Origin of the sequence: Bacillus sp. FJAT-14266 (assembly GCF_001719225.1) — a bacterium.
In the GTDB taxonomy this organism is placed as follows: Bacteria; Bacillota; Bacilli; order Bacillales; family Bacillaceae; genus Bacillus; species Bacillus subtilis.
Window position 1 is genome coordinate 507836 of the sequence record NZ_CP017072.1, and the last position, 15686, is coordinate 523521.

General features: G+C 44.7%; 14 protein-coding genes. 12 read left to right on the forward strand and 2 right to left on the reverse strand.

Annotation, left to right across the window (positions count from 1 at the left end; all coding sequences use genetic code 11):
- Nucleotides 1–48 precede the first annotated feature (48 nt).
- The 9 genes from BGM23_RS02705 to bacF all read left to right on the forward strand — a co-directional run bounded on the left by BGM23_RS02705 (nt 49) and on the right by bacF (nt 10654).
- Nucleotides 49–1749 (forward strand): M20 family metallopeptidase, encoded by a 1701-nt coding sequence (locus BGM23_RS02705; protein ID WP_046664006.1) that lies wholly within the window; start codon nt 49–51, stop codon nt 1747–1749.
- Complete coding sequence (locus tag BGM23_RS02710) at nt 1749–3161, forward strand: amino acid permease (protein ID WP_029726224.1); 1413 nt, start codon at nt 1749–1751, stop codon at nt 3159–3161. The genes BGM23_RS02705 and BGM23_RS02710 overlap by 1 nt, the downstream gene beginning before the upstream one ends.
- Nucleotides 3162–3370: 209 nt before the next feature.
- Nucleotides 3371–4609, forward strand: a complete 1239-nt coding sequence (locus BGM23_RS02715; RefSeq protein WP_003242790.1) for an MFS transporter — start codon at nt 3371–3373, stop codon at nt 4607–4609.
- Nucleotides 4610–4760: 151 nt separating this feature from the next.
- Complete coding sequence (gene bacA, locus BGM23_RS02720) at nt 4761–5375, forward strand: prephenate decarboxylase (RefSeq protein ID WP_009968341.1); 615 nt, start codon at nt 4761–4763, stop codon at nt 5373–5375.
- A complete protein-coding gene (gene bacB / locus BGM23_RS02725) occupies nt 5365–6072 on the forward strand; it encodes a 3-((4R)-4-hydroxycyclohexa-1,5-dien-1-yl)-2-oxopropanoate isomerase (RefSeq protein ID WP_003244300.1) in 708 nt (235 codons plus the stop codon). The genes bacA and bacB overlap by 11 nt, the downstream gene beginning before the upstream one ends.
- Before the next feature lie 2 nt (nt 6073–6074).
- A complete protein-coding gene (bacC, locus tag BGM23_RS02730) occupies nt 6075–6836 on the forward strand; it encodes a dihydroanticapsin 7-dehydrogenase (protein WP_029726225.1) in 762 nt (253 codons plus the stop codon).
- An 18-nt stretch (nt 6837–6854) separates the two neighbouring features.
- Nucleotides 6855–8273, forward strand: a complete 1419-nt coding sequence (bacD, locus tag BGM23_RS02735; RefSeq protein WP_015250972.1) for an alanine--anticapsin ligase — start codon at nt 6855–6857, stop codon at nt 8271–8273.
- Nucleotides 8270–9454: a bacilysin exporter BacE gene (gene bacE, locus BGM23_RS02740; RefSeq protein WP_029726226.1), complete on the forward strand. Its 1185-nt coding sequence runs from the start codon at nt 8270–8272 to the stop codon at nt 9452–9454. The genes bacD and bacE overlap by 4 nt, the downstream gene beginning before the upstream one ends.
- Nucleotides 9455–10654: a transaminase BacF gene (bacF, locus tag BGM23_RS02745; protein WP_029726227.1), complete on the forward strand. Its 1200-nt coding sequence runs from the start codon at nt 9455–9457 to the stop codon at nt 10652–10654. It begins immediately after the preceding gene.
- Between the two features lie 14 nt (nt 10655–10668).
- Here bacF and bacG read toward each other — a convergent pair whose 3' ends face one another.
- Together bacG and hemQ are read right to left on the reverse strand one after the other, a co-directional pair.
- Entirely contained in the window at nt 10669–11448 is a 780-nt protein-coding gene (gene bacG, locus BGM23_RS02750; protein ID WP_029726228.1) for an NADPH-dependent reductase BacG, read from the reverse strand.
- Between the two features lie 131 nt (nt 11449–11579).
- Nucleotides 11580–12344, reverse strand: coding sequence for a hydrogen peroxide-dependent heme synthase (gene hemQ / locus BGM23_RS02755; RefSeq protein ID WP_003242896.1), 765 nt, complete (start codon nt 12342–12344; stop codon nt 11580–11582).
- Nucleotides 12345–12613: 269 nt separating this feature from the next.
- On the opposite strand from hemQ, the gene pta reads away from it, so the two are divergent.
- From pta to ywfL, 3 genes are all read left to right on the forward strand, one after another.
- Nucleotides 12614–13585 (forward strand): phosphate acetyltransferase, encoded by a 972-nt coding sequence (gene pta, locus BGM23_RS02760; RefSeq protein WP_003235941.1) that lies wholly within the window; start codon nt 12614–12616, stop codon nt 13583–13585.
- Between the two features lie 146 nt (nt 13586–13731).
- Complete coding sequence (gene cysL / locus BGM23_RS02765; RefSeq protein WP_029726229.1) at nt 13732–14631, forward strand: cysJI operon transcriptional regulator CysL; 900 nt, start codon at nt 13732–13734, stop codon at nt 14629–14631.
- 48 nt (nt 14632–14679) lie between these two features.
- Nucleotides 14680–15525, forward strand: a complete 846-nt coding sequence (gene ywfL / locus BGM23_RS02770; RefSeq protein WP_003227511.1) for an octanoyl-[GcvH]:protein N-octanoyltransferase — start codon at nt 14680–14682, stop codon at nt 15523–15525.
- The last annotated feature ends 161 nt before the right edge of the window (nt 15526–15686 follow it).

A 15686-nucleotide genomic window follows, 5' to 3' on the forward strand; every position in this document is an offset into this window, starting at 1 on the left:
TCTTTAGCGGATCGCACGATTTCAACTTTTTGATCAGGAGGACAATTTATGCAGTATACAAAAATCAGTCACATGAATCCGGCTGAAAGAGTGGAGGCGCTGACAGCATCTCTGGTCAGCCTCAGCAGCGTGAACGGCACCGTTGGAGAAGGGACAAAAGCAGATTTCATCAAAGAAGTGATCACGAGCTATCCTTATTTTCAGCAAAACCCCAGTCATGTGTGGGAACAGGCCATTCCCAATGACCCATACAATCGCAAAAATATTTTTGCGTTTATTAAAGGACATGGAGAAAGCCGAAATACAGTCATTTACCATGCCCATCTGGATACAGTTGGAATTGAAGATTTCGGCCCTTTAAAGGATATCGCTTTTGATTGTGAGAAATTGGCCGAGTATTTCAGCCGCTATGAGTTCGATCAGGATGTTCAGCGGGATGCCAAATCAGGCGATTGGATGTTCGGAAGAGGATCTGTCGATATGCAAAGCGGCATCGCCGTGCATTTAGCCAATCTCCTGCATTTTTCGGAGAACCTTGAGACGTTGCCGGGAAATGTATTGTTTATGGCCAATCCCGATGAGGAGAGCCAGCATTCGGGCATTCTCGCCAGCATTTCAGAGCTGAACCGGTTAAAAAAAGAAAAACAGCTTCACTATTTGGCCGCTATTAATACGGATTTTATTACCCCGCTTTACGATGGTGATCAGACAAGATATATCTATACCGGAGCCGCGGGAAAACTGCTGCCTTGCTTTTACATTTACGGGCGTGAAGTCCATGTTGGCGATACACTGGCAGGGATTGACCCAAATTTCATTTCATCTGAAATCACAAGCCGTCTCCACAATAACATCCATCTGGCAGAAAAGGTTGAAGGGGAGTTGGTTCTGCCACCATCCTGTTTGTATCAGCGTGATAACAAGGAATCCTATAATGTGCAAACGGCTGTCAGCACCAGCTTGTATTTCAATTGTTTTATTTATGAAAGAACAGCAAAAGAAATGATGGATTTGCTTATTGAAGTCACTGAGGAACCATGCCGAGAGATAGAACAAAAATTATCAGATTATTATGAAGAATATGCAAAAAGAGCCAACCTGCCAAAGAAACATTTATCATGGGACATTCAAGTGTATAGCCTGGAGCAATACTTAGAAAAGCTGAGAAACCGGGGAATAGATCCCGAGCAGTGTATCGAGCAGACATTCAAAGCCAACGAGCACCTTGAACTTCGCATGAGATGCTTTCAGGCAATCGAAGAGCTTCAAAAGCTTGACCCCGATCAAGGCGCAAAAGTCATTCTATTTTACGCACCTCCTTACCTGCCGCATAACTATTTGAAAGAAGATAGCGCAAGAGATCAGCTTTTGCAGCATGTGATTAAAGAAGCGGCTGACAAAACCGCTGAATCGACAGGCGAAACATTTGTCTTCAAAAAGTTTTTCCCCTACTTGGCAGACGGCAGTTTTTTATCACTGCACGAAACCGATGGCGAAATTGATTCTTTTATCAGGAACTTTCCTGGGTGGAATATGATTGGGACCATTCCGTTCAAAGATATACGCAAGCTGAATATTCCATCCATTAATATGGGTGTGTACGGAAAAGACGGCCATAAATGGACAGAACGAGTCTATAAACCGTACACATTTCATGTATTGCCTCTCCTCATACAGCAAACCACCGTTCACCTTTTGCAGAGCTACCGGATGACCATCACGGCAAAAGAACCAAAGGGGGAAGGATGATGCAGAATCATAAAAATGAATTGCAGCGCAGCATGAAAAGCAGGCATTTGTTTATGATTGCTTTGGGAGGGGTGATTGGCACTGGGCTGTTTCTAGGCTCTGGCTTTACCATTAGCCAGGCGGGACCGCTCGGCGCCATTGCCGCTTATATCATCGGCGGATTTTTAATGTATCTCGTCATGCTTTGTTTAGGAGAATTGGCTGTTGCCATGCCGGTGGCCGGATCGTTTCAGGCCTACGCCACTAAATTTCTGGGACCGTCGACAGGCTTTATGATTGGCTGGCTGTATTGGTTCAGCTGGGCGAATACAGTGGGGTTAGAGCTGACGTCAGCAGGCATTTTGATGCAAAGGTGGCTGCCCTCCGTTCCGATCTGGATATGGTGCCTTGTGTTCGGCATCGTCATCTTTTTGATTAATGCGCTCTCTGTCAGAAGCTTTGCGGAAATGGAATTTTGGTTTTCAAGCATCAAAGTGGCGGCGATCATATTATTTATTGTGATTGGCGGATCCGCTGTGTTTGGCTTGATTGACTTTAAAGGCGGACAGGAAACACCCTTTTTGTCTAACTTTATGACTGATAGAGGGCTTTTCCCTAATGGGGTGCTGGCCGTTATGTTTACGCTGGTCATGGTAAACTTCTCGTTCCAAGGAACGGAGCTTGTCGGCATTGCGGCAGGGGAAAGTGAAAGCCCGGAAAAAACACTGCCAAAGTCCATTCGAAATGTTATTTGGCGCACGCTGTTTTTCTTTGTGCTCGCTATGTTCGTCTTGGTTGCCATCCTTCCGTACAAAACGGCGGGGGTGATTGAAAGCCCATTTGTAGCGGTACTCGATCAAATCGGCATCCCATTTTCGGCAGATATCATGAACTTTGTCATCTTAACAGCCATTTTATCTGTTGCTAATTCGGGATTGTATGCGGCGTCGCGTATGATGTGGTCACTTTCATCAAATCAAATGGGTCCATCCTTTCTCACCAGACTGACAAAACAAGGCGTGCCGATGAATGCTCTGCTGATTACGCTAGGCATTTCAGGCTGTTCGCTGCTGACAAGTGTCATGGCCGCAGAAACAGTGTATTTATGGTGTATCTCAATCTCGGGCATGGTCACAGTTGTCGCATGGATGTCCATTTGTGCGTCGCAATTTTTCTTTCGCAGACGTTTCCTGGCAGAAGGCGGAAATGTGAATGATCTGGAGTTCAGAACGCCGCTTTATCCGCTAGTCCCGATTCTCGGATTTTGTTTATATGGCTGCGTGTTGATCAGCCTTATTTTCATTCCGGATCAAAGAATTGGCTTATACTGCGGTGTGCCGATCATTATTTTCTGTTATGCATACTATCATCTAAGCATCAAAAAGCGTATAAATCATGAACCGATTGAAAAAAAGCAGACAGAGGCGCAATAGAAAAAGCTCTCCGGGAGGCCGGAGAGCTTTTTTTACGTGTTACATCCTCATGTATTTTTAGAATGGAATATAGAAATGTATAATGGGATTTAAATGAAAATAATAAAACTTATAAATATTTCGTTCGAATTGTAAATAGTGAAAAAACAATGCTAAACTATAATACAACTTTATGATAAGAAGATTATGGAAGAGGTGTTTGAGAAAGAATGAACAGCAATCAAAACAATGACATCAAAACAAAACATCATTTTCCGTTATTGTTGGCACTGGCTTTAACGATGGGGGTTTTTGCAGCCGGATCTGAAGAGCTTGTGATCTCACCGCTGCTGCCGGATTTAGCAAAAGCCTTCAGCTCAGATGTCAGCGTCCTTGCGTTATCTATTAGTATTTACGGCGTTATGATTTTTATCGGTGCGCCGCTTTTGGTTCCATTAGGCGATAAATACTCCAGAGAACTGAGCTTATTGGCCGGGCTTATGATTTTTATCATAGGAACGGTGATATGCGCTTTAGCTCAAAATATTTTTTTCTTCTTTTTAGGCCGGGCGCTTTCGGGATTGGCTGCGGGAGCGTTTGTTCCGACCGCTTACGCAGTTGTCGGTGATCGTGTCCCTTATACATACCGGGGCAAGGTGATGGGACTGATCGTTTCAAGCTGGTCGCTGGCGCTGATTTTCGGAGTGCCGCTCGGATCATTTATCGGCGGCGTCCTGCATTGGAGATGGACGTTTTGGATTTTCGCCTTGATGGGCGTTTTAGTTGTCCTGCTGATTCTCCTTGAAATGCGCCGCCATGCCCAACATAAAAACAGCGGCAAGGAAGAAATAGAAGAGCCGGCAGGAACATTCCGGGATGCGCTGAAAGTCCCTCGTGTACCTGTTTATATCACGATAACCTTTTGTAATATGATTGGTTTTTACGGTATGTATTCCTTTTTAGGCACCTATCTTCAGGACGTTTTTACCGGAGGAAACACGGCTGCGGGCTTATTTATCATGATTTATGGAATCGGGTTTTCCATGAGTGTGATTACAGGAAAGATAGCCGACCGCATCGGAAAAATGCGCTCCCTTTTGATTGCGCTGGGGGTCATCAGCGTTCTGCTGGCGTGTTTACCATATGCGCCGGCGTCTATGTTTCTGTTAATCGCCAGCCTATTTATTTGGGGATTAATGCAAAGTTTGACGGTGACGCTGCTCAGCACCATTTTGAGTGACTGCTCAGAGCGTCATCGCGGAAAAGTCATGGTGTTTTACAGCCTCGCCTCGAATCTGGCCGTGACATTAGGTTCTGCTTTAATGGGACCCGTCTATGTGGCATACGGCTATGCAGCTGTCGGATTGATTTGCGCAGCCATCACAGTCCTCGGATTTGTGCTCAGTGTATTCGCATATAAAAAGTACGGCAAACTTGAGCAGAAGGCCGATCAGTCCTTATCTCAATAAACAAAGTTTCTAAATTCCTATAATTAAAAACCCTTTTTAAAGGGTTTTTTTGTTTGTATGGGAATAATTATCAATATTTTCAAAAAACATTGACAGTTCAATTTCCGCTGGATAAAATTTACTTAAAATTTTAAAAGATTGGTTGGTGCTCATGATTATATTGGATAATAGCATTCAGACAAAAAAAAGAACTGATTCACTATCCAAACTCATTACAGTCAACACGCTCGGCCCTGAGGGGACAAGCAGTGAGTACGCAGCAAAGCATTTCATTTCCAATTTTACTCTTCTACAAGGGCTGAACAGTAAATTGTCCTTGCATGATACTTTTGAATCATGCATCGAAAGGACGCTCCAAAGCCCGCTGGAATATACCATCGTCCCACATGCTTACGATGGCATTAAGCATTTCTACATGAGGCCGGATTTGCAGCTATTGCAGATCTTCAGGTGCGATACACCGATGTACGGCCTGGCTGTTCGTCCTGATTTTGAATTCAGAGACGATATGCTTGATACATCTGTTATTGTTTCACATCCCTCACCTATTAATTTAATAAAATATTTTACCCGCAAAGATGTTCGTTTCAAACTAGTCAATTCAACCAGTCAAGCCGCAAGAAAAGTAAAAGAAGGTTTGTATGACATTGCCTTAACCAATGAGCTTGCACGGCAAAAGTACGGGCTAACCTTTGTAAAAACATTCAAAAGCATTCCAATGAGCTGGTCATTATTTGGAAAAGGAGACGTTGATGATGAAAACTAAAGAAGATATGCAGGAGCTTTATTTCCCGACACCGAAATTAATTGAATGGGAAAACGGAGTGAGGCAGTATTCAACCGTACGAGGGGATACTGAAGTATTAATGTCTTACGTCCCGCCGCATACCAATGTTGAACCCCATCAGCATAAGGAGGTCCAAATCGGCATGGTCGTTTCTGGCGAGCTGATGATGACTGTCGGAGATGTGACAAGAAAAATGACAGCCTTGGAATCTGCCTATATCGCGCCGCCGCATGTGCCTCACGGGGCAAGAAACGACACAGACCAAGAAGTGATTGCTATTGATATCAAGCGGCTGAAAGCTGATGAAACATATACAAGTCCTGAGGACTACTTTTTGGATATTTTCAAAACAAGAGACCTGTTGCCGGGCATGGAAGTCACGTTCTTTGTTGAGGATTGGGTAGAAATTATGCTTGCCAAAATCCCTGGAAATGGCGGAGAAATGCCTTTCCATAAACATCGGAATGAACAAATCGGCATCTGCATCGGCGGCGGCTATGACATGACGGTCGAAGGCTGCACAGTCGAGATGAAATTCGGCACAGCCTATTTCTGTGAGCCTCGCGAAGATCACGGTGCCATCAACCGTTCGGAAAAAGAATCAAAATCGATTAATATCTTCTTCCCGCCGCGCTACAACAGAGCAAAAGCAAAAAAAATGAAGGCGGATGAATGATCATGAACCTCACCGATAAAACCGTCCTCATAACAGGAGGCGCATCAGGCATTGGTTATGCTGCGGTTCAGGCTTTTTTGGGCCAGCAGGCCAATGTGGTTGTGGCGGATATTGACGAAGCGCAGGGAGAAGCAATGGTACGAAAAGAAAATAATGACAGGCTGCACTTTGTGCAAACGGACATCACAGACGAAGCTGCCTGCCAGCACGCAGTTGAATCGGCGGTTCATACATTTGGCGGGCTCGATGTCTTGATTAATAATGCAGGCATCGAAATCGTGGCGCCTATTCACGAGATGGAGCTCAGCGATTGGAACAAGGTGGTGCAAGTCAATTTGACCGGCATGTTTTTAATGAGCAAACATGCACTCAAGCATATGCTGGCCGCCGGCAAGGGCAACATCATTAATACGTGCTCTGTCGGCGGACTCGTGGCATGGCCTGATATTCCTGCTTATAACGCCAGCAAAGGCGGGGTTTTGCAGCTGACTAAATCAATGGCCGTTGATTATGCGAAACATCAAATTCGGGTGAACTGCGTATGCCCGGGGATCATCGACACACCGCTGAATGAAAAATCATTCCTTGAAAATAATGAAGGCACACTTGAAGAGATTAAAAAAGAAAAAGCGAAGGTAAATCCGCTGCAGAGGCTTGGGAAACCTGAAGAAATCGCAAATGTGATGCTGTTTTTAGCCTCGGATTTATCAAGCTATATGACCGGAAGCGCCATCACCGCAGACGGAGGATACACCGCACAATAGAGAAGGAGTGTTTTACATATGGAGAGAAAAACAGTATTGGTCATCGCTGATCTTGGAGGCTGCCCGCCGCACATGTTTTATAAAAGCGCTGCTGAAAAATATAACCTGGTCAGCTTTATTCCAAGACCTTTTGCAATTACAGCCTCCCATGCAGCATTGATTGAAAAATACTCGGTCGCGGTCGTAAAAGATAAAGACTATTTTAAGAGTTTAGCTGATTTTGAGCATCCTGACTCCATTTATTGGGCGCATGAGGATCATAACAAGCCTGAGGAAGAGGTCGTCGAGCAAATCGTCAAGGTTGCCGAAATGTTTGGGGCGGATGCCATCACAACAAACAATGAATTATTCATTGCTCCGATGGCGAAAGCCTGTGAACGTCTGGGCTTGAGAGGTGCCGGCGTGCAGGCAGCCGAAAATGCCAGAGATAAAAATAAAATGAGGGACGCTTTTAATAAGGCCGGAGTCAAATCGATCAAAAACAAACGAGTCACAACTCTTGAAGATTTCCGTGCTGCTCTTGAAGAGATCGGCACACCTCTTATCTTAAAGCCTACATACTTAGCGAGTTCTATCGGTGTAACGCTGATTACGGACACTGAGACGGCAGAAGATGAATTTAACAGAGTCAATGACTATCTGAAATCAATTAACGTGCCAAAGGCGGTTACGTTTGAAGCGCCGTTTATCGCTGAAGAATTTTTACAGGGTGAGTACGGAGACTGGTATCAAACAGAAGGGTACTCCGACTATATCAGTATAGAAGGCATCATGGCTGACGGTGAGTATTTCCCGATCGCCATTCATGATAAAACGCCGCAAATCGGGTTTACAGAGACATCCCACATTACGCCGTCCATTCTGGATGAAGAGGCAAAAAAGAAAATTGTCGAAGCTGCCAAAAAGGCAAATGAAGGGCTTGGCCTGCAAAATTGCGCAACACATACAGAGGTCAAGCTAATGAAAAACAGAGAACCGGGTTTAATTGAATCGGCAGCCAGATTTGCCGGCTGGAATATGATCCCTAACATTAAAAAGGTTTTCGGCCTTGATATGGCGCAATTATTATTAGATGTCCTCTGTTTCGGAAAAGATGCCGATCTGCCGGACGGATTATTGGATCAAGAGCCTTACTATGTCGCCGACTGCCATTTGTACCCGCAGCATTTCAAACAAAATGGCCAGATTCCAGAAACCGCTGAGGATTTGGTCATTGAAGCGATCGATATTCCGGACGGGCTTTTAAAAGGGGATACTGAAATCGTTTCTTTTTCGGCCGCAGCACCAGGCACTTCAGTTGATTTGACATTGTTTGAAGCTTTCAATTCCATTGCTGCATTTGAACTGAAAGGCAGTAATTCACAGGATGTGGCTGAATCAATCAGACAAATTCAGCAGCATGCGAAGCTGACGGCAAAGTATGTGCTGCCAGTATGAAACAGCTGAAACCCAACTCTAAATACTTGCTTTACGGGCAGGCGCTATCGTTCATGGGAGACTATTGTGTTCTCCCTGCCCTGCTCATTTTGTCTACATATTATCACGATTATTGGGTGACGTCCGGGGTCATCGTGGTCAGAAGCATTCCGATGGTGTTTCAGCCGTTTTTGGGGGTTCTGGTCGACCGGTTAGACAGAATTAAGATCATGCTATGGACGGATATCATCAGAGGCATCATCTTTTTGGGGCTCACATTTCTTCCAAAAGGCGAGTATCCGCTGATTTTTCTGGCCCTGCTGTTTATTTCTTATGGAAGCGGCGTGTTTTTTAATCCCGCCCGTCTCGCTGTCATGTCGTCCTTGGAATCAGATATTAAAAGCATCAACACGTTATTTGCAAAAGCGACAACCATCTCCATTATCGTCGGGGCGGCTGCCGGAGGGCTCTTTCTGTTAGGTGGATCTGTAGAGCTGGCTGTTGCCTTTAACGGTGTGACATACCTGGTTTCGGCATTTTTTATCAGCCGTATCAAGCTACAATTTGTGCCGATTCAATCTGAAAACATTAAAGAGGCCTTTCAGTCTTTTAAGGAAGGACTCAAGGAAATCAAAACCAATGCATTCGTATTAAACGCCATGTTTACGATGATTACAATGGCTTTGCTGTGGGGAGTTGTGTACAGCTATTTTCCGATTGTCAGCCGCTTTCTGGGTGACGGGGAAATCGGCAACTTTATTCTCACGTTCTGCATCGGCTTCGGCGGCTTTATCGGAGCGGTGCTTGTCAGCAAATGGGGCTTTAACAACAATAGAGGCCTGACGTACTTTACCGTTTTATCCATTGTCTCACTGGCGCTGTTTTTATTCACGCCGATTTTCGCTGTTTCTGTCATCGCGGCGATCCTCTTTTTCATCGCGATGGAATACGGGGAAGTGCTTGCAAAAGTGAAGGTTCAGGAAAATGCGGCAAACCAGATTCAAGGGCGCATTTTTTCAGTGGCCGAAGCGTCTATCGGATTATGCATTTCTATTGGTTCAATGTTCATTAACATCCTAAGCGCTCCGGTCATTATGGGGCTGATTGTCGTGATCGTATGCGGTTTGTTTCTGCATACGAAGCTCGTCAACAAATCGTTTTTAGAACGGGATAACAAAACGGAGCAAAAAGGAGTCTTTTAGATGGAAATAACACCGTCCGATGTCATCAAGACACTTCCAAGGCAGGAGTTTTCTCTCGTTTTTCAAAAGGTAAAGGAAATGGAAAAAACGGGAGCCCATATCATTAATCTCGGACAGGGGAACCCTGACCTTCCCACTCCGCCGCATATTGTGGAGGCTTTGCGGGAGGCTTCTCTGAATCCTTCGTTTCATGGATACGGCCCTTTCAGGGGCTATCCTTTTTTAAAGGAAGCGATCGCTGCTTTCTATAAAAGGGAATACGGAGTGACAATCAATCCTGAAACGGAAGTCGCGCTTTTCGGAGGCGGGAAAGCCGGATTGTATGTGCTGACACAATGCCTGCTCAATCCGGGAGACATCGCTTTAGTCCCGAATCCAGGCTATCCTGAATATTTATCAGGGATTACGATGGCGCGAGCTGAGCTTTACGAAATGCCGCTGTATGAAGAAAATGGCTATCTGCCGGATTTTGAAAAGATTGATCCAGCCGTGCTGGAAAAAGCGAAGCTTATGTTTTTAAACTATCCGAACAACCCCACTGGAGCTGTGGCTGATGCGGCTTTTTATGCAAAAGCTGCTGCTTTTGCGAAAGAGCATAACATCCATTTGATTCATGATTTTGCATACGGAGCGTTTGAATTCGATCAAAAACCGGCCAGTTTTCTTGAGGCAGAGGATGCCAAAATTGTCGGAGCAGAGCTTTATTCATTTTCAAAAACATTTAACATGGCCGGCTGGAGAATGGCGTTTGCGGTTGGGAACGAAAGGATCATTCAGGCCGTCAATGAATTTCAGGATCATGTATTTGTCGGCATGTTCGGCGGGCTGCAGCAGGCAGCGAGTGCGGCGCTTTCTGGAGATCCGGAGCATACGGAATCGTTGAAACGAATTTATAAGGAACGAATTGACTTTTTTACGGCGCTTTGTGAAAAGGAACTGGGCTGGAAGATGGAAAAGCCAAAAGGAACCTTTTACGTATGGGCTGAAATTCCGAATACGTTTGAGACATCTCACCAATTTTCCGATTATTTGCTGGAGCATGCCCATGTCGTAGTCACACCGGGCGAAATTTTTGGAAGCAACGGAAAAAGGCATGTCAGAATCTCAATGGTGTCGAAGCAGGAGGATCTGAGGGAATTTGTCATGCGGATTCAAAAGCTGAACCTGCCGTTCGGGTCATTACAAGAAACATCCCGCTAAAAAGCGGGATGTTTTTATATGCTTTTCATGCTGCCGCCATCAGCGGAAATTTGCTGTCCCGTGATGTAGGAGGCTTCCTCAGAGGCAAGAAACGCGGCGAGCGCTGCGGTTTCTTCGGCTGATCCGACCCGTTTCATCGGAATCCCGGAAGCAATCTGTTCTTCTGCTTTCTGTTTGGATATGCTGTTCTTTTTCATCACATTTTCCACAAATTGATGATAACGGTCTGTAGCGATAAAACCAGGATTCAGACAGTTGACAGTAATGTTGTGAGGAGCAAGCTGGATGGAAATATTTTTACTGGCGTTAATTAAAGCGGCATTCATCATACTGTTTGTGAACATGTTGGCGCCGGGTTCTTTCCACAGATTTCCGACAATGTTGATGATTCTGCCAAACTCGTTTTGTTTCATCAGTGAGGAAGCACGCTTGATAGCGTCAATATAGGCAACGGTCTTTTGAGTGAACGTGGCCGTCATATCGTCTATATTGCAGTTATCAAATGTATCAGGCGCGCCGCCCGGGATATTATTAATCAGAACATCAAGCCGTCCGCATTGAGATTCGATTTCCTGAAAAATGCCCGCTCTCGTATGCCGGTCAGACATATCCCCCGCAAGGACAATGACGCTCGCCTCAGGATGCTTGGCCAAAATGTCTTCTTTGACAGATTCAATATTATCCAAATTTCGCGAATTAATGACGAGGGAAAAATGCTGGTCTGCTAATTTCAGAGCGATTGCTTTCCCGATCCCTTGACTGGCTCCCATAACAAATGCGGTTCGTTTTGACAAATAACTGCACCCCTTTGAAAAAATTGGATTATTATCTACATCGTAAGAAAAAACGAAGAAAATAGCAAATTTTATTTAAATTCTGATAAAGGAGGATTGAAAAACTCCCGCCGGATGGGCGGGAGGGGATATTATACATATAGGAATTGAGGAAGTGTATCAAGCGAAAGGTGATTGCCGACAAAGAATGAACCAAATTCGCCATAGCGAGCGCTGACTTCGTCAAAACGCATTTCATACACTAACTTCTTGAATTGAAGGACATCATCGCTGAATAATGTAACGCCCCACTCGTAATCGTCAAAGCCGACAGAGCCGGTGATGATCTGTTTGACTTTGCCCGCATAGCTGCGGCCGATTAAACCGTGGCTTCTCATCAAGTTTCTGCGTTCTTCCATTGAAAGCATATACCAGTTGTCGTTGCCGGATCTTCTTTTATCCATTGGATAGAAGCATACATATTTTGATTCCGGCAGTTCAGGGTAAAGGCGCGCACGCACATGGGGATTTTCATAAGGATCGCCGTCACCGCTTGCCAAGTAGTTGCTCAGCTCTACCACTGATACGTAGGAGTATGCCGGAATGGTGAACTCAGCAAGTCTTGATTTGTTGAATTCAAGCTCAATTTGATTTAATTCTTCCATTGTAGGACGAAGGATCATCAGCATAAAATCAGCTTTTTGGCCGACGATGCTGTAAAGAGTTTGCGATCCTTTTCCTTCTTTTTGGGCTACGCCCCATTTTTCAAGCAACCCGGTGAATTCATGTATGATAGATTGGCGCTCATCACTGGACAGCAGCTTCCAGGAAGCCCAATCCATTGTGCGGAAATCATGAAGCGCATACCAGCCGTCAAGCGTTTTTGCCGCTTCATTCGTCATTTGCTGTTCACTCATTTATCTTCACTCCCATTATCTTTTCATGATTGCCTTCACTATACCATAGTTTATCCGATTCTACTGTGGAGAAACCTTGAACATCCCTTCCGTATAACTCCATCAAAATAGAAGAACCTATAAGGGAAGATTGAGTCACTTAAATTAGTTAGAAAAATAAGATTTTTTTATGAAAGCGCTATAATGAAAGTTGGCTGTTTGAATTTGATTGGAAGAAGAGTATGCTAGTAAAAGAAAGCGTTTTTGTAACTTTTTGAGGAGGTTTTATTGTGGCAGATTTATTTTCAACAGTGCAAGAAAAAGTAGCTGGAAAAGACGTTAAAATTGTATTTCCTGAAGGCTTAGACGAGCGTATTTTAGAAGCGGTCAGCAAGCTTGCAGGAAACAAAGTGCTGAATCCGATTGTGATCGGCAATGAAAATGAGATCCAAGCAAAAGCAAAAGAATTGAACCTTACGCTGGACGGCGTTAAGATTTATGATCCTCATACATATGAAGGCATGGAAGACCTTGTACAAGCATTCGTAGAACGCCGCAAAGGCAAAGCGACAGAAGAACAGGCCCGCAAAGCGTTATTAGACGAGAACTACTTCGGTACAATGCTGGTGTATAAAGGCCTTGCAGATGGACTTGTAAGCGGAGCTGCTCACTCGACAGCTGACACTGTCCGCCCGGCTCTTCAAATCATCAAAACAAAAGAAGGCGTGAAAAAGACTTCAGGCGTGTTCATCATGGCTCGCGGAGAAGAGCAATACGTATTCGCAGATTGCGCGATCAACATTGCGCCTGACAGCCAAGACCTTGCCGAGATTGCGATCGAAAGTGCCAATACGGCAAAAATGTTCGACATTGAGCCTCGCGTGGCAATGCTCAGCTTCTCTACAAAAGGCTCAGCAAAATCTGATGAAACAGAAAAAGTAGCGGATGCAGTGAAAATCGCGAAAGAAAAAGCGCCTGAACTGACACTTGACGGCGAATTCCAATTTGATGCTGCATTTGTTCCATCTGTAGCTGAGAAAAAAGCGCCGGATTCCGAGATCAAAGGGGACGCTAACGTATTCGTATTCCCAAGTCTTGAAGCAGGAAACATCGGCTATAAAATCGCTCAGCGTTTGGGCAACTTTGAAGCGGTAGGACCAATCCTGCAAGGTTTAAATATGCCTGTAAACGACCTTTCAAGAGGATGTAACGCTGAAGATGTTTACAATCTCGCATTAATTACAGCGGCGCAAGCACTGTAATAAAATTGAAGACAATGGCAGCTCTCGACCGAGGGCTGCCTTTTTTGCGCTTCTGTATAGCCCTTCTTTACCAAGACGGATGATATGAGTACAATAAAGAAAACTAATCATAACCATATATTTCATTAATGACAGGGGTGGGGTTTTTGTATTACGACGTGCTGAAAACGTTTATAGCGGTGGTAGAAGAAAAAAACTTCACAAAAGCGGCGGAAAAGCTGATGATCTCCCAGCCCAGCGTCAGTCTGCATATCAAAAATCTTGAGAAAGAATTTCAAACGGCTCTTCTGAACAGGTCGCCAAAACACTTTACGACAACGCCGACAGGAGACATTTTATATCAAAGAGCAAAGCAAATGGTGTTTCTCTACGAACAAGCCAAGGCTGAAATCTATGCGCATCATCACTATGTGAAGGGTGAATTGAAAATAGCTGCAAGCTTTACAATCGGTGAGTATATTCTTCCGCCGCTATTGGCCCAGCTGCAAAAGCTGTATCCAGAGCTGAATCTAGATGTCATGATTGGCAATACAGAGGAGGTCAGCGAGCGTGTGCGGATGCTTCAGGCTGATATCGGGCTGATTGAAGGACATACAAACGAGAATGAGCTGGAAATTGAACCGTTCATGGAGGATGAAATGTGCATTGCCGCTCCAAATCAGCATCCGCTCGCCGGGCGGAAAGAGATTTCGATCAGCGATTTGCAGAACGAAGCGTGGGTGACAAGAGAGAAAGGCTCCGGGACGAGAGAATATCTTGATCATGTACTCAGTTCAAATGGACTTCGGCCGAAATCAATGTTCACCATCAGCAGCAATCAAGGTGTAAAGGAAGCGGTGATCAACGGCATGGGACTTTCGGTTCTATCCAGAAGCGTACTGCATAAGGATTTGATCCACCGCGAAATCTCAATTCTGCATATTAAAGATTTCTCGTTAAAACGCAAGCTGTCTTACATTTATTCTCCTCTCATGGAGAATACAAAAAATAAAGAAATTTTTATTACGATGCTGAAAAGCAATTATCAATCACACCTGCTGAAATGATATAATAGTTTTCGTTCAATAAGCCTAACATGAAAGGGTTTTACATAGATGGCAAACCAACCGATTGATTTACTGATGCAGCCGAAATGGAGAGTCATTGACCAATCCAGTCTCGGCCCTTTATTTGATGCGAAGCAATCCTTCGCAATGGATGATACGCTGTGCATGTCCGTCGGAAAAGGCGTGTCGCCGGCGACAGCGCGCTCATGGGTGCACCACGATACAATTGTCCTTGGAATACAGGATACACGCCTCCCGTTTTTGCAGGATGGCATCTCCTTGCTGGAGAGTGAAGGATACCGTGTGATCGTACGCAATTCCGGCGGTCTTGCCGTCGTATTGGATGACGGTGTTTTAAATATCTCTCTCATATTCGAGGACGAAAAGAAAGGCATCGATATAGACAAAGGATATGAAGCGATGGTCGAGCTGATGAGACGAATGCTGAGACCGTACAACGCAAAGATCGAAGCCTATGAAATTGAAGGGTCTTATTGTCCCGGCAGCTATGACCTCAGTATAAATGGCAAAAAGTTCGCCGGCATCTCTCAGAGACGCGTTCGCGGCGGAGTCGCTGTTCAAATTTATCTCTGTGCGGATAAAAGCGGCAGTGAAAGGGCCGACTTGATCAGACGATTCTATCAAGCGGCGCTGAAAGACAAACAAAACGATAAAAAAGGCGTCTATCCGGAAATACGTCCGGAAACGATGGCGTCCTTAAGTGAGCTTCTGCAAAAAGACATCTCCGTACAAGACTTAATGTTCGCTTTATTGACGGAATTAAAAGCGTTAAGCACTCATCTTTACTCTGCCGGACTGTCCATTGATGAGGAAATGGAATTTGAGAAAAATCTCGTCCGGATGGCTGAGCGGAATGCAAAGGTATTTGGGTGAACGTTCTTCGCATGCCGGCTGTATATGCCGGCATGCATTTTTTATGACAAGCGGCATTTTACCCCAATAATCTTATTTTCAGATAAATCCTTCTTACATACAGATAACCACGGCAAAAAGAAAAACGATAAAATGACATCAGCATCCATATTAAAGGGGAG